Source organism: Nostoc sp. (genome assembly GCF_036917395.1).
Classification (GTDB): domain Bacteria; phylum Cyanobacteriota; class Cyanobacteriia; order Cyanobacteriales; family Nostocaceae; genus Nostoc.
This window is the reverse complement of record NZ_JBALDI010000053.1, coordinates 1-18726: the sequence shown is the minus strand read 5'-3', so window position 1 is coordinate 18726 and position 18726 is coordinate 1. Positions and strand designations below refer to the sequence as shown.

Genomic DNA, 18726 nt, shown 5'->3' with positions numbered 1-18726 from the left:
ATTTCTGGATCTATCTTTAAGTCAATCAAAGGTTAAGAATCATTTAATTGCCAACTCATACCAAATCAGGACGATAGATTTATTGCCTATCTTCCGAAAAATTATTAGTACTTAAGTATGAAAAATATCCTAATTATGATTCACCCACTGTCTAAATAGATATCATGTATGTTAGTGAAACTCGGTCGTTTTAGACAGTTAGCGTAGACCAAAGACACTCCGTTCAATGGGTTTTTTATTAAAAATCGTCTGCTAATTTAAAAGAAAAATATATATCTAAAGATATATATCAGTTTTGCGTGCATACCACTGAGGTATTAATATTACATTAAAGTAGGAAATATAATGCTAACACCATGATGTTTTATCTTATGGCATTGTTATTCATACTTAGATAATAACAAGGTAGCATGAAGAGATAACTATAGATAACTCGATAGTGAAAGCCTTTAGTGTAATGCTGAGGATTTTTGCTATCGAGTTATCTATGTTGCAATATAAAATCTTTGGGTGAATCCTTATCTTGAACAATATTGAGACGGATAAACTGCGCCCATACTTCATCACTAAGTAAGTTGAAAGCAGTTTGAGGATTGTTAGTAGCGATCGCGCCTACAACCTTACGCCATCCCTGTTGCAATTGCAGGGTAATTTCTTCAATAGAAACCTGATTCAGCAACGAAAGTGCTGTTTTAAAAATTGCTGAATCAGCTTGTATATTCTTTGACCTTAACCCTTGAAGTGCTAGATTTAACCACACAGGCAAAAGTTCCAGCCAATTGTTTTGCTGTATCTCTTTGAGTGCAATATCTTCCATATTTAGCGCACCCCACACATATAAAGACTCTACAGCCAGTTTATAATCACGGTTTTCTAGAGCATTTTCCCATAATTTTTGAGCATGATTTTGGAAGCGATTAGCGAGAAATTCATAAGCTTCCTGAACTTGATGGGGAATTGTAACTTTATAAACTGACTCGCCTCGTGGAAGGTAATTGCCGCGATAAGATAACCAGTTATGAGAGCCGCAAAGATGAATTTCTTTATCAACTATTACTTCTTTAACATGAGAATCTCCTAGCCAAAAAACCTGTACCGATGGTAAACCATCAGGTGTTTTTATCGCTCGAAGTTTTTTCTCTACTTCTGGTGGAATTGGTTTATCTTCATCTTCTTGTCGCCGCGCAATTCCATGTCCAATTAAAATCCAAACTCTGCGATTAGCTAATTTCTGTAACATAGTTAAAAACTTTTCATTTACAACGGTCTGATTCACCCAAGGAGAATAAATCAAAACCTGACTTTTAGCCGAATTTAAAACTTCTGAAAAAGCTTGGCTAATTTGTCCATCGCGTAACTGTATGGCTTCACCTACCACTATCGAATTATCTACTTTATTACTGAATTTTGCGGGATTTTCTAGCGCCTTTTGGCGAATATTTTCCAGCCTAGCTTCTATTTCAGTATTTTTCTGCTTGAGAATGGCTTCACGCTCAAAATTGATGATTTCAGTTGGTAATTCACATAATGCTTGCAAAGAAATTTTGCCTTCAGTATGTAGCAATTCCAACCAATTTGATGCTGACTCTAAAATTTGCTTTCCACTTCTTATTTGGATGCTCAATTTATCTTCAAGGGCATCGAAAATAACAAAAAGTGATATCTTCCTCCAAATTTTTTGAGTCGAAGCTACTATCTTACACGAAGTGACGATTTTTCCCTCTTCTGGCATATGAAGTGCTAAACCTGAAGCCTGAATACTTTTTTGTATTTCCTCAAGGGGTAACACGGAAATATCAGTAATTGTATTATCAATAGTTATAAAATCTGCCAAGTCAGGCAAATTTATCACTGTCTCGTTTAAAGATTCAGATTGAAAGGTGATTTTGTCGCTTAAAGGGTCTGTAATAGCATTAAGCTGTACAGGATATGGGGGCTGTGGTACAGACCCTTTTTCATAGAATAAACGCCCTTCAGGAGTGACTGTAATTGGCGATGTTGCTGATAGAGTTTGTAATAAACGAAGAGTTGCAGTAGTAGTTTGGATAAATACAGAATCAAGCCCAAGTACAGAGGCTAATTCATTCTCTGTTGGCGGAGGTTTAAATTCAATAGCAGCGCGGATGATAAATTCTTCGAGTACGTTAAACTGGCGGGGTTCCTTGATATTTATTTCTACAGGAGTTTGACGCAAACTATAGCGAAATTGACGCGCTGCTAAAACTGATAAACTAAGACTTTGCGCTTCAATTTCGTCTACCCAATTCTTGAGATTGTCATCAATAGGTTTAGCAGAAGAGGCGAGAAACATCAACGAAACCTCCATGTAGACGCACGATGTTTGAAACATTGGAGTATATCTTCCCGACTTGTCCACCCTACTGAGTGAATAGCGAATGACAACTCACCTTCAGCACCTATCTATTTGATTTTGGCGCATCTTCACACAGAATTGGTATAAGCGTCAATTTCGATTCCTTCCAAAAATCGCACTTGGGTGGGAGTAATTTGGTGTACTTCGTGCATTCCTGGCACAAACTGCCGCCGCCATATTTCGGCATTAAGATAATTTATCCCCAGGCTTGCTGCTGCTTTTTTATCTTCTTTACGGTCTCCAATCATCCAGCAATCATATTCAGGATTTACTTTACATGATTCTAGAAAAGATTCGATATTAATTAGGGAATATTTTTCAATCGCTGCTCTAAGCATTCCATCCCCAGGCTTCCTAAAACTAATTTCTCTTAAGTTACCGACTAATTCATATCCCTCTTCAGAATCTAGAGAACATTTAATAGTTTTTTCTCTAGACACCATTACACATTTTCTACCCTCAAAATCTGGACAGAAGAATATTTCTTTAAGTTGAGGAAATAACTGTAAAGTAAACTGCATTTCTACAATTGTAGCTTCTAAGATTTTGTATCCAGCTGCAATTGCCGCTTGATTAGATATTCCTATAATCTGCCAATTACGAGCAGCAAAATGTTCTATTGCTTTATCTGCACCAAGCATCGGTTTTTGTCCTTGGGGCCATTCAATATACTTTCCCGTTTTTCCACAGCGAATTGTTCCGTTAAGGTCAAGTAATAAAATTTTCATTCTGTTTACTTTCCTGGAAAATAAAAAATTATTTTTTGTCGTTGACACCTTAGTGTCAATTTAGGATTAAGCAAGGTAGCTTATCTTTAGCCTCTCAATCTTGTACCACTTGCCCATACAGGAACATTATCACCTGTAGAAATTACCAAGCTACCATCATCTTGAACTTCATTGCAGGCTAGAGATTTTAGCCTTGGTGTTTTTACGGTATTATAATGTCTTATATCAACTTCAGAGTAGACTGTCAGGTGCTGTTTAACAAATGAACGTTTAAAAAATTTACACTTTGAAAGAACTTGACAAACTAGATACTATGACTTGTGCGTACTAGATAAGTCCTACACGCAATGAATCGACCCAATACCCCATAATTCTCTCACTACCCCGTAACATCTCTTCTAACTGTGGGGTTTTGGATTGCTGGTGTGTTGTGATCGCTCTTGAACAACATGCCAAGCTACGCCAAGCCACCAATTACAGCGATCGCACCAACAAAGACAAAGACACGGATAAAATTTTGTCGCCACGAATGACGCAGGCGAGTGGATAACCTCTACCTACACGGGCTAATTTGCCCAGTATATCGCCTCACTTTCGTTTACCAAATTTTTGAGCTTGTCATCAATAGGTTTAGCAGAAGAGGTGAGAAACATCTACAAAACCTCCATGAAGACTTACAATATTTGAAACTTCCGAATACATACTTCCGACTTTACCTGATTGATGGGTAAATAAATTATGACAACCCACAATTATCAACAATTCTTGAGCGCGAGAAAATGCAACATTTACCCGTTCTGGTTTCTTAGCAAATCCCACATCTCCTTTATTATTATTGCGAACCATACTCACAATTACAACAGGTCGTTCCATACCTTGAAATCTGTCTACTGTACCAGTACGAATTTCTAAAGAAGGGAAAAGTTCAGATTGCAGACGTTCATCAATTTTTCTTAATTGAGCGCCATAAAACGTAATTACAGCAATTTCTTTTTTCGGTTCACCATTAGCAACTTTAGAAGCCCAAGTACTCTCAAACTGCTGACACAGATGTTCAATCGCATCAATTTCTTGAGTATTAAAGTAAGAAGTTCCATTTCGTTGCTCTAAAAACTGATTCTCTATAGGCGTTTTTACCCAGATAAGATGCTGAGATTCTTGAATAATTTCGCCTGCTAAATGATGTGCGCGTTTTGTATCCGGCTCCAAAATACCAGATTCTAGTTTACCATCATAAAACTGATTGATTGCTCCCATAATAAATGGGTGCATTCGATATTGTGTAGTTAGCATTTGCTTGATGCTTTCATCAGAAGATTCAAACTGACTTTTAAACAGTGATTCTTCTAAGAATTGTAGTTCTTCTCGTGTATTGCCAATTGTTTGAGCAACTTCTTCTAAAGTGCTAGTATCAAGCATGGGTGGTAATTGCCGATGATCACCTACCATGACTAACTTTTTACCTTTTAAAGCTGGGATTAATAATTCTGGTGGAGTACACTTACTAACTTCATCAATGATCACAACATCAAAAGATTTGAATTCTTCAGAAAAACCTCTATTTGCAGCTTGAACACAAGTGATACCAACAACGTTGGCGTTATCTAAATATATACGTCTTAAATCGTCGCGGTCGCCTTCAGTTGGCTGTCTGAGTTTTTCGATCCAATCTTGAACAAAATTCTGATATTTATTGAGATAATTTTCTTCTTTTTCAAGTTGCTGTTGCCAAAATTCAAATTTAATATTAATGCTGCGTAATAACTCTATATTAAACAAGTCAGTAGCAGAATTTTCTGGCTTAAATTTATCCGGTACTCTTTGCCATTCTGTCAACCACCAATTTCTTTCTCCTATTAAATTGTCTGATGCCTGTGGTTGTAATTTCTGTTCTATTTCACGGAGGTTAATATGTAATTTTTGAAGCTGCTGTAGAGAAGTTTCAGTTTCTTCTTTTAGTTTTAATAAATGCTCATGTAGAGAATTTTTAATTATCTCCAGCACAGCAAAAGGTTCTAATGATGAAATTAAGGTTTCAAGCTGACTAATGCAAGTTCCCCAGGAATTCACTTGATTTGAGAATTCTTGCGGCTCCTCCCAAATATTTGATTGTGTTGCAAGATATTTTTCAGTTAGAATGCGTAATTGAGCAGGTATATTTTGTTGATTAAGTTCTTGCAAAACATTAATAACTCCTCCAAGTTGCAAATTAGCATCTTGCTGCGCTTTTTCTACCTCAGTTTGAGTAACGGATATTTGCTGTTGGCTAATTTCATTTTTCTGAAGTTCTTTTAATTGTCGTTGCAGATGCTGAAGCTGTTGTTCTGTTTCCGTTTTTACTTTTAAAACGCATTGACGTGCATTTATAAGAATAGTATCTAGTAATTCTTGTGTAATTCTGGTGAGAGTAGAGTCGATATTATTCCATTCCCATGATGCACCATAGGTTTTTTGCATTCTAATTAAGAAAGCCTGGGTATTCTCAACCAGCAATTTTCGCTGTTTGGGGTTAAGTAGTTGATAATTACTAAACTGTTGATATGTTTCTTGCCACTGAGTGCGTAGGCAAAGCCCGCCGGAGGCATCGCTCTTTGATAGCACCATTGGAATCTGACTAAAATTTTGTTGTAAAAAATAGCTAAAATTATGCTGTTTACCCCGTCTGTCAGTAAAACCTCCGTCTATTTCATAAGCGATCGCTTTTGCTAATAGCTCCCAGTCTGGTAGGTTAATATTGTAAATTTTCGGTACTATTGGTAATTTTAATGTATTAGCAAACATCAACAAACCTAGCGGCAAGTCTACTAAATTCTCTGTTAGTGGTAAACCTGATTGATGACAATCTTTCAAAGTTTGATACAGATGAGAAGGTGCTGTAGATTTCCATTCTTTAACTGCTGAGATAATATAATCTATTTCCCGTTTGCGGTTTTCCCATATCTGGATTGTTTGCTGGATGTTTTGCAGTTTGGTAAGATATTGCTGATAATCTGGTTGTAGCTGATTTAACGAGGCGAAATTTTGTTTGACAATCTGCACCGATGCTGCAACTTCTGACATGGCTTTAGTTGCATCTTGAGCATAAGTAAAAGCAGTTTTAAATTCAGAAATTTCTCTTGCTACAGTTTCACGCAACCAAACTGCTAAACCAAAAGCACCAATCGCCGGGCGCACCAAGCCAAGTTCATCAGTATATTTTATGGCTTTACGAACATTTGCTAAAAATTCTTCTACTAAACTGTTACCTTCTGTGTAAGGCTTCAGAAGTGGCAAAAAATCTGTCACTTCTGGAGCTTCCCAGTTGATATTTGGTGCAGTATTTAGGATGTTTTCCAGTCCGCAAATTAGAGATTCAACCTCGTTATATTGTTCTACAGTTTCGTTGTAAGATTTTTCTTGATTTTTAAGGTTTTCCTCTAATTTTAACTTATTTTTATTGAATTTAGTTTGTTGCTGATTGAACTCTTCCTCGGCTTGGAAGTAGGCTGTGAATCTTTGTGATGATGCTAATAATTGACTGAAAGTTTGGATATTTTCAAGCCGTTGAGTAAGATTGTTTTCGCAGTCATTTGCTGTATTTCCTAGCCATCTGCCAATCACTTGGTCTTCTAAAAATGGCTGTCCTTCCTCCCCAACTTTTTCGGCTCTCCCCTTACGTACAGCCCGAATCACTGGGTTATGAACTAATCTACTCAGGGCGTTATCTACTGCTAAATTGGCTTGAGACGCGATTAAGGTACGTCCACCACGAAGGGCAATTTGATAGCAAATCTCGGCAATTACAGTAGTTTTCCCAGTACCTGGTGGCCCTTGGATGAGAACAAGATCCTTAGCGGCTAGTACCTTTTCTACTGCTGCTTTCTGACCAGGATTAGCAGAAGATAATAACAAATCTTGTGGTTGAAGTTCGACAGTTGTTTTGATTTGTCTAGCCTGGGAAGCATCGAATAAAAAGTTGCCCAAGTAGGGATTTTGGGTGTAACCATTATTCAAATCATCCAAAGCTTTTTTCTTGCGCTGAATCTGCTGAATATCACCAACTGCCTCGAAACATAAAAATCCAGTAGCTGGCAATTTATAACGCTCTGCTGCCATATATTCAGCTAAGTCACGTTCTAATCTGAGGCTGATAATACAACGGTTGGGATCAACTTCTTCAACAGTCCCTAATTGACGACCATTAATCCAATTTTTTCCGATGGGAGCAGTTTCAAAAAGCTTCAAGTCTTCGTTCTTTGCCTGTCTTGCTCGTTCCCAGAAATTTTGCACTTCCAAGGAATTTTGATAAAAGCCGTCAAGGGTGGCTGATGCTACATCAATTTCAAAACTAATCCGCCTTTTAAAGTTATAGTTATGACCTATGTAACGCACGCAAAATTGACGTGCTTTAGCGATTTTCTCCTCAATCTGCAAAAATGCTTTCCAAGTTTTCAGCTGATCTTCTGTAGGCACATGGTCGCCACAAGCTGGCGCGGCTGCTATGCGTTTCAATGTGACTAGCGGAATGTCGAGATGATGCTGATGATTCGCTAGCAAACGCAAGCGACAAGGTACAGCATAGCTATCGGCGTGTCCCCGTGAGGGTTGTAACAATTGAGCCGACAGTATTTTTAAACCGCCGTGTCCATCCTTTTGTACAGCCGCTCTGAATCCTAAAGTTTTTCTGAGCTTCTCAAGTCTTGCAGGTAATTGAAAATCATCGGAGTCTGTTGCTATTGTCAAATCCCAAATTTCTTCTCTTGGCTCTTTCCCTGAGCCTTTGCGACGCACATAAAATAGACAAGGCTTTTTACCGACACATTCCAACATTAACTCATTGGCGCGATCGCGCCGCTCCCTAAATTCGGGATATGATTTAAGGGCAGTTTCACCTTCAAGATGGCGGATGAAACTATCAATTGCTGAAGCTATAAACATATAGCCCCAATCTTCAGAGTTTGTTTTAATTTTCGAGGATTTTGCTGTTAATTTATTTACCGCTATACGAATGCGTTCTGCCTCAGATTCTGAGATGGTGCTGGTATGGCCTTTGACTACAATGTTGAGTTTGTCGCAAATTGCTAATAGCTTCTTGCTATCCAAATTTAATTCTTTTGCTAGTTCGTAGATTCTGAGTTTGCCGTTGTTCATCCAGTACTACCTTTGCCGACAAAATAGGGTTTAAATTTAGACGCAGAGGGGTGTAGAGGTAAGCGCAGAGGAGCGCAAAGTTTATTTTAATCCCATTCGCTACAAATTAAATTTGGCAATACTCTGCGTACCTTTGCGTTTATTTTGCGTTCCTCTGCGTTTAAAAACTTTACGATTTTGGTAGTATTTCCTATTAACTAACTATAGTTTGTACTGCTGATAAACTTCACTAGCAGCGCGATGTAGCAGGGAATGCCGCCAGACTAAAGATTTCATATCATCAGCATAACCGCCGCCAATGACGCAGGCGACAGGATAACCGCTACTCATACAGGTACTTAAAACCTGCATTTCTCGGCGAAAAATGCCAGCATCGGTTAAAGCTAATTTGCCTAAGCGATCGCCTATATGAGGATCAACACCTGCATCATAAAATACTAAATCTGGCTTGACTTTAGACAATAAATCTGCTAAATAATTCGCCAAAGTTTGTAAATAAGCGTCATCTTCCATTCCCACCGGCAAAGGAACATCCAAATCACTGTTTTGTTTAGTACCGGGGAAATTGACTTCGCAGTGCATAGAAAAAGTAAAAACGCTGTCGTCGTCTTGGAAGATAAAAGCTGTGCCGTCTCCTTGATGGACATCCAAATCTACAATTAGGATTTTCTGCACAAGTCCGAGTTTTTGTAAAACGCGGCAGGCGATCGCTAAATCGTTGAAAATACAAAAACCAGATCCATAACTGGGAAAGGCATGATGAGTGCCACCAGCCGTATTACAAGCTAAACCCTGACTTAGTGCCAGTTTAGCAGTGAGTATCGTACCACCTACCGCTACACAAGTACGATTCGCTAATGCTGGACTCCAAGGCAAACCAATACGACGCTGTGCTTTGGCATCTAGGGTTCCCTCACAGTAAGCTTGAACGTAGCTTGGAGTGTGAACTAACTCTATCAACTCTAGCAGCGGACGTTCGGGGGTATGAAATTGTTCTTGATTTGCTACACCATCAGCTAACAGTAATTCGTAGAGTTGTCGGAACTTAGACATCGGGAAGCGATGTCCTTCAGGTAGGGGAGCAATGTAATCTGAATGGTAAATAATTGGCAAGTCCATAAGGAAAGAAAATCTCAAACAGGTAATCCGACAACTAACAAGCTAAAATTTAGCCATAATTGCAGCAACAGTGCTGTTCTCCTAAATGTAAAACTCAAAATTTAAAATTTATATGATGGAATGGATTACGCCGATATGGTTTATTCTAGCTGGCTTTTTGGCTGGAATAATTGGTGAAAAAGTTATCTTTAAAAAACTAGAAATATTCGTTACTAATAAACGAATCTTTGGGAGTAAAATTATATTTCGCTCTCTGCACCGGATGACTTTTATTTGGTTTGTCATCGCCGGTTTTTTTTGGGCAATTATGAGCGCTCCCCTCAAGCCAGATGTTGCGATCGTACTGCAAAAAATTCTGACGATCGCATTGCTATTTTCAGTAACCTTAGTCTTAGCCAGATTGACTGGTGGTTTTGTTAATTTATATATTCGCAGAGCCGAAGGCGTTCCCACATCATTAATTTCTAACCTTGCTAAGGCTACCGTTTTCGTTTTGGGAACATTAATTATATTGCAAACAGTGGGTGTTCAAATTACACCTATAATCACAACTTTAGGTATTGGTGGTATAGCAGTTGGTTTAGCACTTCAAGACACACTAGCAAATTTGTTTTCTGGGTTTTACTTAATTATTTCCAAGCAAGTTAGAACCGGAGACTATGTAAAATTAGATGCTGGACATGAGGGATATGTCATAGATATTTCTTGGCGAAATACGACAATTAAAGAGATTTCAAATAATGTAGTCATTGTTCCTAATTCTAAGTTATCTACTGCAATTTTCACCAACTATCATTTACCTGCAAAGGAAATTACTTTAACAATGGATGTGGGTGTCAGTTATAATAGCGATTTGGAACAAGTTGAAAAAGTGACTGTAGAAGTTGCCAAAGAAGTCATGCAAGAAATTGCACCGGAATTAAAAGAAAGTGAACCATATATCAGATTTCATACTTTTAATGATTTTAGTATAGATTTTACGCTTTATATGCGGGTAAGTGAATACTTTGATCAGCGGATTGGTAAACATCTATTTGTCAAAAAATTACACAAACGCTATCAGCAAGCAGGAATTAAAATTCCTTTTCCGATTATAAAAGTGTATATGCAAGATAATTCACCTAGAGAACGGAATTAGCCCTGGCGACTAGAAGTCTCAGCTAGACGAGACAAAACCTTGCCTTTGCAGGTTAGCAAACCTTTAATTTTTCATTAGTCTGCGTAGGTGGACTACGTTTGTATAGCCGCGATTTCTAATCGCTAGGGCTAGGTGCAACTTAAATTGCTAATGCTCGTTTTTCTAATGCTAGTTGAAAGCGATCGCCTGGTTTCGGCTCAAGTACCTGCGTCGAAAGATTGTTTTTCTCTACTAACGAACGAAATTCCTCAGCATTTCCTTTAGTCTGAATGAATCTCATCAGCAATCCCGCAAACGCCACATCGCCTCCAGCCGCTGTAGATAATATTACTTGAGGCTGTAACGACTTGACTACTTCTAAAGCACTATTTTGTCCTTTAATAATCGGCCCAAGCAAAGGCAACGTCATGTCTACAAACGGTGTAATCACTACATCGATAGGTGCAGCCTGCTTAAGTTGCGGTGAATGATACCCGTGAGGCTCGTAGTATACAGTTAAACCACTTTCTAATTCTTTGAGGAGATAACTATTTTCCACCAGAGTCGGGCCAATTGGAGAGCCGGGGAAAGCTTTGATTTCAACTTGATTATTTAAAGTGAAAGTTTCACCATGAGCCAATACTGTTACCTGGGTATAACCTAACTGCTGTACTACCTTGGCTGCATTGGGAGAAGCTACAACCTTGATACTGTGATCCAGCAGCTTGAGCGTTGGTGGGTGAGTATGGTCTTCTAAACCCTGAGATAGCAGGATCAGATCAATATTATCTGGTATCGGGCGCTCTTGCGATCGCGAACCTTTAAACAACCAATCCAAATTGCTGAAAATTAACGAACCAACCAGCCAAGGATCAATCAGTATCCGTTTCCCGCCGATTTCTAGCAGCCAAGAGTTGCTGTCTAACCAAGTTAAGAACATAAAATTTGTGAAGATAACGCCTATCTTCATTATCAACTGGTCACGGGGAGGAGGAACGCCGCTTTGGCGACGGGTTCAAAAATAACATTTTGTTCAGTCTTCTTTAAGGTCAGAGAACATTAATATTAAAGAAATACTTTATGAATCTTATTAATGACTGTAACTACACAGCAGTTTGCAAGCCAAGACGCCTTTGAAAAACTCATTTGGAATTGGCAGGGCTACAAAATTCAGTACACTGTCATGGGTACAGGACGCCCTTTGGTACTGGTTCACGGCTTTGGTGCTTCCATTGGACACTGGCGCAAAAATATCCCAGTTTTAGCGAATGCTGGCTACCAGGTGTTTGCTTTGGATCTTTTAGGTTTTGGTGGTTCCGATAAAGCGCCCATTGATTACACTGTGGAAGTTTGGGTGGAACTGCTGAAAGATTTCTGCACAGCACACATACACGAACCTGCTGTATTTATTGGCAACTCTATCGGCGCACTTTTGAGCTTAATAGTACTGGTAGAACATCCAGAAATTGCTGCTGGTGGTATTTTAATTAACTCTGCGGGTGGGTTGAGTCATCGTCCCCACGAATTGAACCCGCCGCTACAGATGGTGATGGCAGCTTTTAATCGGTTTGTGCGATCGCCAATTACAGGTAAATTTGTCTATAACCGCATCCGTCAAAAAGCCCAAATTCGCCGCACCCTCTACCAAGTTTACCGAAACCGTGAAGCCGTCACCGATGAATTAGTCGATTTACTTTATACTCCCTCTTGCGACCCAGGAGCGCAACAAGTCTTCGCCTCCATTCTTACAGCCCCTCCTGGCCCAAGTCCAGAGGAACTTTTGCCCAAAGTCGAACGTCCTTTATTAGTGATTTGGGGTGCTGATGATCCTTGGACACCAATTACCGGGGCAAAGATTTACGAAAAGGCGCGGGAGAATGGCAAAGAAATCAAAATTGTTCCCATTCCCAATGCCGGTCATTGTCCTCACGATGAGGTTCCAGATGTTGTTAATGCCCAGATTATCGATTGGTTAGCGCAAAGGTGATAATTTCGCGCCAAGACGCAAAGACGAAAGTAGACTGACAATTGAGGACACTTGTGTGTGACATTGACAAAACTTACGCAAAATACCTCTCAAACTCTTATTCCTCCGTGTTCTCTGTGCCTCTGTGGTTCGATTTTCCGTTACCTATGCGTAAGTCCTAATTGAGCCAAGTGTCCGTCACCAAGAATAACTTTGTGCCTATGTATCTTGGTGCGTGCAAGAATACGGCTAACAATCTGGGTGAGTCCCTCTTATTTTTTATTGCACCTTGACAAAATAAAACTCATGTGGAGTGGAATGGAGCTTGATATGCACAATGGATATAAAGGGGTAATTCCCTCAAATCACCATCCAGATTTTTCAGAACTTGGCTATCAAGTTATCACCGAACTAGGACGCAATAGAGAAGGGGGACGCATTACTTATCTAGCTAATGTCCTCAACTCTAATCAACAGGTGGTGATTAAAGAGTTTTGTTTTGCTCGTGCAGGTACTGATTTGTCAGGAGTGAAAGCCTATGAGCGCGAAATTGAAATTTTGCAACAACTGAATCATTCCCGCATCCCTCACTATGTAGATTGCTTTGAAATGCCAGGGATTTTTTATCTGGTGCAGCAATACAAAAATGCCCCATCCTTGGGATTAAGACGCAACTTTCATCCTGAAGAAATTAAGCAAATTGCTCTGTCTATATTAGAAATTTTGATTTATTTGCAAAAGCAAGTTCCGTCAATTATCCATCGAGATATTAAGCCAGAGAATATTTTGGTTGATGAACAATTAAATGCTTACCTGGTTGATTTTGGTTTAGCTAGGATACAGGGTGCAAAAGTAGCTCTTAGTAGCTTTGTAGCAGGAACCCCAGGTTTTATGCCACCAGAGGAACAGTTTGGTCATTCCCTGACTGAGGCATCAGATTTATATAGTTTAGGAGCAACACTAATTTGCTTACTTACTAATACCCGTTCTGTTGAGATTGGGAAATTAATTGATGATAACTATCGCTTTAATTTCCAGAAATTAGTTCCTCACATTAGTCCGCGTTTTCAGTCGTGGTTGATGAAAATGGTGGAACCAAACCGGAAACGTCGCTATGCTAATGCGGCTGTTGCTTTGAAAGTACTCAAGCCCATTGAAGTTGTTGGTACTGCCACTGGGATAGATACTTTAGTCAGTATAATCAAACCTAGAAAACGAGCTACAGTGCTGGGACTAGCCACTGTTGTTACACTAGCTGCACTGGAGGCAACTTTGATGAGTTGTCAGTCTAGTTATCCGGTTAAAGAATTATTGGAAGCTAGGGAATGTCAAAGTTTTTATTTAAACGCAAGTTGCCAAGAAAATACTGGACATTAAGATTAATTAGGTTGCATCCGGCTAAGGATTACAGCAGTTTTCAATTGAATAAACTACACGTGTAGGGGCACAATATATTGTGCCCCTAAAATTATGTGTGTTCCACGCTTGTGAAAATTGCTGTCATTTTCACGAGTATCAAAGACTCGTTAACGGAGCTAAAAGACTCGTTCACGGAGCTAAAAGACTCGTTAACGAAGCTAAAAGACTCGTTCACGGAGCTAAAAGACTCGTTAACGGAGCTAAAAGACTCGTTCACGGAGATAAAAGACTCGTTCACGGAGATAAAAGACTCGTTCACGGAGTTCAAAGACTCGTTGACGGAGCTAAAAGACTCGTTGACGGAGCTAAAAGACTCGTTAACCGAGCCAAAAGACTCATTAACGGTAATGCGCTATCAGTAATTGTCTAGTTATCTGCTGTAGTAAACTACATCTAAGCCAGAAGCCTGCATTCAATAGTTGATAACGCTGTGAAAAAAATCCTGATTGTGTCAGCTAATCCCACGACGACAGATAAACTCCGCTTGGACGAGGAAGTAAGGGAAATTCAGGAAGGGTTGCAACGCTCTCGCAGCCGAGAGAAGTTTGAACTTATAACTAAATGGGCAGTGCGTCCTGACGATTTGCGGCGGGCGCTTTTAGATCACGATCCTGATATTATCCATTTTTCTGGACATGGTGGAGGAAATCAAGGTTTAGCCTTGGAAAATAATACAGGGCAAATGCAGCTGGTGAGTACAGAGTCACTGGCTAGGCTATTTAAGTTATTTAAGGACAAAGTTGAGTGTATCTTATTAAATGCCTGTTATAGCGAGGTGCAAGCTGAGGCACTTTACCAACACATTAACTGCGTAGTTGGGATGAATCGGGCAATTGGCGATCGCGCCGCGATTAAATTTGCGGTAGGCTTTTATGATGCACTAGGCGCTGATAGGTCGTATGAGGATGCCTACGAGTTTGGCTGTAGCGCTATAGATTTAGAAAGTATTCCAGAGTCTTCCACCCCAGTGTTGAAAAGTCGGAACAATCCCCAAGGGGCTATTTCTGCTGGCGAAACTATTCTAGATACCCAGAGAAAACCAGCAGTCTCCTTAGAAAATCCAGAAGGGCAGGTATCTCTAAACTCTGCTTTCTATGTCGAGCGATCGCCTATTGAGGTAGACTGTTATGAAGCGATTCTTCAACCAGGGGCCTTAATTCGCATCAAAGCTCCCCGGCAGATGGGCAAAACTTCCCTCATGTCGCGGGTTCTCCATCATGCTAGTCAACATAGCTATCAGACTGCACCCGTGAATTTCCAGTCAGCCGATGCAGAATTTCTCGGCAATTTAGATCAGTTTTTGCAGTGGTTCTGCGCCAGCATTACTTACGAACTGAATCTACCCGATAAGTTAGACGAGTATTGGAAGGGTGTTTTAGGTAGCAAGAATAAATGTACAAATTATTTTCAACGGTATTTATTACCCGCGATTAATAAGCCCATAGCTTTGGGTTTGGATGAAGTCGATGAAGTCTTCAAGCATCCGATAATTGCTGCTGATTTTTTTGGATTACTACGAGCTTGGCATGAGCGGTCAAAGAATGAAACAATTTGGAAAAATCTCCGGCTAGTGATTGTGCATTCTAAGGAAGTTTATATTCCACTCAATATAAATCAGTCGCCTTTTAATGTGGGTTTACCGATTGAGTTGCCAGACTTAAATCAAATACAAGTAAAAAACTTGCTACAGCGTCACAGCCTTAATTGGTCTAACTCACAAATTGAAGAATTAATCACACTAGTGGGTGGTCATCCTTATTTAGTGCGGGTAGCGCTTTATGAAATTGCCCGTGGGAGGATGACACTGGAAAATCTGCAAAAAATCGCTGCAACTGAGGAAGGGCCTTACAGTGACCATTTACGCCGCCATTGGCTGAATTTGCAAGAGGATGCAGAATTGCTAGCTGCGGTTAAACAAGTGATGATAGCAAATCGCCCCGTGGATGTCGGCACAACTGAAGCGTTTAAACTCCGCAGTATGGGATTAGTTAAGTTTCAAGGCAATGAAGTGATACCTCTGTGTGAATTGTATCGTCAATATTTTGGGCATCGCTTGGGGTTGAAAAATTAAAAAAGTACATTAGGAGTGCAATAGAACTTTCATTTCCAATTAGCATTTAATACCAATTTGAAAAAAGAATGCGACACATAGACAAAACCCTCCGCTTATCCAGATATCACCCCCCTTAATCCCCCCTTGTTAAGGGGGGAGATCAGAAATGCGGTTCCCTCCCCTTTCTAAGGGGAGGGTTAGGGTGGGGTAATCTATCGCAAACATTTTTTGAATCGCTATAACTAAAAGGATTAACAATGGTTCAGATTATTCAAGGAAAAGATATCACCCTAGCCCAACTTATTGATGAATTTGGGCTACAACGTGCAGACAATGCCCAGTTTTTCTCAGAGTGGCAGCATGATTTACCTGAGTTGAGTGACTTAGAAAAGCAATCTCTCAACGAAGTAAAAGCAGAATATTTGCATTTGTCCCGCTACCAAATTTTAGAACCTGTAGTCAAAATGGTGGTGCTATCTCCACTATTGCGTCTGGCAGGTTTTTATCAACCGCCTTTTTACATTGCGTTGGAACAACAGGTAGAAATTTGTTCTGAAGACGAAGGCACAATTGTTAGAGGAAGTATTGATATCTTAGTTTTTAAACCACCATTCTGGGTTCTGGTTGTAGAAGCAAAACGAGCAGATTACTCCTTAGTGCCAGCAATTCCACAAGCATTGGCTTATATGTTAGCGGATGTAAGTTCCGAAAAACCTGTTTTTGGGTTTATCTCCAATGGTAATGAATTTAGATTTCTCAAACTGATAAAAGCTGAAACCTCACAATACGCCCTATCTGATTTGTTTGCTTTAGATAGTCGGGATGACATATATACTGTCGTCAAAGTCTTAAAACGGCTAGCTGGTTTAATTCGTAATACTTCGGCTACGCTCAGTACAAGTTCGTAATTATTGCGTACACTAATACTTTCGATGCCCTATGCGATCGCTAACATACCCTATCAAACTAGTATTACGTGAGTTCGATAAATTATATACTATCTCTCTGACTAGCCATAACAAAAAGACCTCTAAGAAGGTTTTACTACGCAAAACCGTCCCTCTCCGATTCGGAGAGGGACAGACTTGAACTTTAGTTCAAGGCAGGGAGAGGTTTGTCTAACTCGCGCTGAATTATTAATTGTTTATGACTCAGTACCAATATCAAGTCGGTGGTAGTCTTCCTCAAAATGCACCAACTTATGTTAGACGGCAAGCTGACGATGACCTCTATGAAGGCTTGAAGGCTGGGGATTTTTGTTATGTTCTCAATTCCCGGCAGATGGGGAAATCTAGCTTGCGGGTGCAGGTAATGCAGCAGTTGCAAACTGAGGGATTTGCTTGTGCTGCTGTTGATATTACAGCTATTGGGACGGCAGATATTACCCCAGAACAGTGGTATGCCGGGGTGATTGATACTCTGGTAGGAAGTTTTAATATTTATCCAACTTTTGATTTAGATATTTGGTGGACTGATAACGATTTGCTTTCACCAGTGCAACGCTTGAGCAAGTTTATTGAAACAATTTTACTTAAAACAATTACTGAAAAGATTATTATTTTTATTGATGAAATTGACAGCGTTCTGAGTCTTTCATTCAACTTGGATGACTTTTTTGCAGTTATCCGCGATTGCTACAACCGACGAGCAGACCATCCTGAATATAATCGCCTCACCTTTGCTTTGATTGGCGTATCTACGCCTTCAGATTTGATTCAAGATAAACGCCGCACACCTTTTAATATTGGGCAGGCAATTGATTTAACTGGCTTTCAACTCCCAGAGGCGCAACCTCTGGCACAGGGATTGGCACAAGTGGGTAATGCCCAAGAGTTGATGCAAGCGGTGTTGGATTGGACGGGAGGACAGCCGTTTTTGACGCAAAAAGTTTGTAAGTTGTTAATTGAGGAATGCCCTGTAGAGACGCGATTTATGAGCCAGCGCGTTGCGGGGGTCTCCCCCGTTGTAGCGACTGGCGTCGCGTCTTATGGAGACGATGAGAAATCCCAAATTGAGGGGTTGGTGGCAGGGGTAGTAAGAAGGCGGATTATTGAAAATTGGGAGACGCAGGATGAGCCGGAGCATTTGAAGACGATTCGAGACAGAATTTTGCGGAGTGGGGAACAGCGGACTGGGCGATTGTTGGGGTTGTATCAGCAGATTTTGCAGCAGGGAGAGATAGTAGCTGATGATAGTCCTGAACAAACGGAACTGCGCCTGAAGGGATTAGCGGTGAAGCGGGAGGGGAAGCTGCGAATTTATAACCAGATTTATACAGAGGTGTTTAAGCAGGAATGGTGCGACAAGATTTTAGCAAAGTTGCGCCCCTACTCCGATACATTGAACACTTGGGTTGAGTCGGAACGCCAAGATGAGTCGCGCTTGTTGCGGGGACAGACTTTGCACGATGCTCAAAAATGGGCAGTAGGTAAAAGTTTGAGTGATTTGGATTATCGGTTTTTAGCTGCTAGCCAAGAGTTGGAAAAGCGCGATGTGCAGAAAAGGTTGCAAGCAGAGGAACAGGCAAAGCAAGTATTAGCAGAGGCGAACCACAAAGCTAATCAACGAATTCGTATTGGTTCTTTGGTGTTAGGACTGACTGTGCTGGGGGCAGTTGCATCATTAATATTTGCTCAATATCAATTGGGACAAGCACGAACAGCAAGGGCAGAAACAAATAACGCCCAAAGAGAGTTAAAAAACGCGAAGAGAGAAACCGCAGCAACTAATACCAATTCTATGTGAGGCTGCATAGAACTGTAGAATAGAGAGTGAGAAAGACTCAAAACCAGAAGCAAACAATGGCACGCCCTTTCAATC

The 18726-nt window shown here is 40.2% G+C and carries 11 protein-coding genes and 1 pseudogene; 7 read left to right on the top strand and 5 right to left on the bottom strand.

What is annotated here, in order from left to right:
* Positions 1-481: 481 nt before the first annotated feature.
* Together V7K46_RS18600 and V7K46_RS18595 are read right to left on the bottom strand one after the other, a co-directional pair.
* The gene (locus tag V7K46_RS18600; protein WP_335115635.1) at positions 482-2350 is read right to left on the bottom strand and encodes a hypothetical protein; all 1869 of its coding nucleotides are present in this window, start codon (positions 2348-2350) and stop codon (positions 482-484) included.
* 92 nt (positions 2351-2442) lie between these two features.
* The gene (locus tag V7K46_RS18595; RefSeq protein ID WP_335115633.1) at positions 2443-3102 is read right to left on the bottom strand and encodes an HAD hydrolase-like protein; all 660 of its coding nucleotides are present in this window, start codon (positions 3100-3102) and stop codon (positions 2443-2445) included.
* A gap of 412 nt (positions 3103-3514) precedes the next feature.
* Here V7K46_RS18595 and V7K46_RS18590 point away from each other — a divergent pair, with 412 nt between their 5' ends.
* Positions 3515-3652: a hypothetical protein gene (locus V7K46_RS18590; protein ID WP_335115631.1), complete on the top strand. Its 138-nt coding sequence runs from the start codon at positions 3515-3517 to the stop codon at positions 3650-3652.
* 80 nt (positions 3653-3732) lie between these two features.
* Here V7K46_RS18590 and V7K46_RS18585 read toward each other — a convergent pair whose 3' ends face one another.
* Positions 3733-8232, bottom strand: a complete 4500-nt coding sequence (locus V7K46_RS18585) for a translation initiation factor IF-2 N-terminal domain-containing protein (protein WP_335115629.1) — start codon at positions 8230-8232, stop codon at positions 3733-3735.
* A gap of 201 nt (positions 8233-8433) precedes the next feature.
* Entirely contained in the window at positions 8434-9351 is a 918-nt protein-coding gene (locus tag V7K46_RS18580) for a histone deacetylase family protein (protein ID WP_335115627.1), read from the bottom strand.
* Positions 9352-9463: 112 nt separating this feature from the next.
* On the opposite strand from V7K46_RS18580, the gene V7K46_RS18575 reads away from it, so the two are divergent.
* Positions 9464-10489, top strand: a complete 1026-nt coding sequence (locus tag V7K46_RS18575) for a mechanosensitive ion channel family protein (RefSeq protein WP_335115625.1) — start codon at positions 9464-9466, stop codon at positions 10487-10489.
* A 139-nt stretch (positions 10490-10628) separates the two neighbouring features.
* On the opposite strand, the gene V7K46_RS18570 is transcribed toward V7K46_RS18575, so the two are convergent.
* Positions 10629-11408 carry an MBL fold metallo-hydrolase gene (locus tag V7K46_RS18570; protein WP_335115623.1) on the bottom strand — a complete coding sequence of 260 codons (780 nt, stop codon included), beginning with the start codon at positions 11406-11408 and terminating at the stop codon, positions 10629-10631.
* 153 nt (positions 11409-11561) lie between these two features.
* Here V7K46_RS18570 and V7K46_RS18565 point away from each other — a divergent pair, with 153 nt between their 5' ends.
* The 5 genes and pseudogenes from V7K46_RS18565 to V7K46_RS18545 form a co-directional block, all read left to right on the top strand.
* The gene (locus V7K46_RS18565; protein WP_273766121.1) at positions 11562-12455 is read left to right on the top strand and encodes an alpha/beta fold hydrolase; all 894 of its coding nucleotides are present in this window, start codon (positions 11562-11564) and stop codon (positions 12453-12455) included.
* Between the two features lie 297 nt (positions 12456-12752).
* The gene (locus tag V7K46_RS18560; protein WP_335115621.1) at positions 12753-13811 is read left to right on the top strand and encodes a serine/threonine protein kinase; all 1059 of its coding nucleotides are present in this window, start codon (positions 12753-12755) and stop codon (positions 13809-13811) included.
* Positions 13812-14283: 472 nt separating this feature from the next.
* On the top strand, positions 14284-15924 hold the full coding sequence (locus V7K46_RS18555) for an AAA-like domain-containing protein (protein ID WP_335115619.1): 1641 nt from the start codon (positions 14284-14286) through the stop codon (positions 15922-15924).
* Between the two features lie 239 nt (positions 15925-16163).
* Positions 16164-16814 (top strand): type I restriction endonuclease, encoded by a 651-nt coding sequence (locus V7K46_RS18550; protein ID WP_335115617.1) that lies wholly within the window; start codon positions 16164-16166, stop codon positions 16812-16814.
* A gap of 238 nt (positions 16815-17052) precedes the next feature.
* A pseudogene (locus V7K46_RS18545) lies at positions 17053-18606 on the top strand (AAA-like domain-containing protein); the annotation flags it as partial.
* Positions 18607-18726 lie beyond the last annotated feature (120 nt).

Bases quoted from the DNA above. Each gene is read 5' to 3' on its own strand.
- V7K46_RS18600 (WP_335115635.1), bottom strand. From the start codon at position 2,350: ATGTTTCAAACATCGTGCGTCTACATGGAGGTTTCGTTGATGTTTCTC.
- V7K46_RS18595 (WP_335115633.1), bottom strand. From the start codon at position 3,102: ATGAAAATTTTATTACTTGACCTTAACGGAACAATTCGCTGTGGAAAA.
- V7K46_RS18585 (WP_335115629.1), bottom strand. From the start codon at position 8,232: ATGAACAACGGCAAACTCAGAATCTACGAACTAGCAAAAGAATTAAAT.
- V7K46_RS18580 (WP_335115627.1), bottom strand. From the start codon at position 9,351: ATGGACTTGCCAATTATTTACCATTCAGATTACATTGCTCCCCTACCT.
- V7K46_RS18575 (WP_335115625.1), top strand. From the start codon at position 9,464: ATGATGGAATGGATTACGCCGATATGGTTTATTCTAGCTGGCTTTTTG.
- V7K46_RS18570 (WP_335115623.1), bottom strand. From the start codon at position 11,408: ATGTTCTTAACTTGGTTAGACAGCAACTCTTGGCTGCTAGAAATCGGC.
- V7K46_RS18565 (WP_273766121.1), top strand. From the start codon at position 11,562: ATGACTGTAACTACACAGCAGTTTGCAAGCCAAGACGCCTTTGAAAAA.
- V7K46_RS18560 (WP_335115621.1), top strand. From the start codon at position 12,753: ATGGAGCTTGATATGCACAATGGATATAAAGGGGTAATTCCCTCAAAT.
- V7K46_RS18550 (WP_335115617.1), top strand. From the start codon at position 16,164: ATGGTTCAGATTATTCAAGGAAAAGATATCACCCTAGCCCAACTTATT.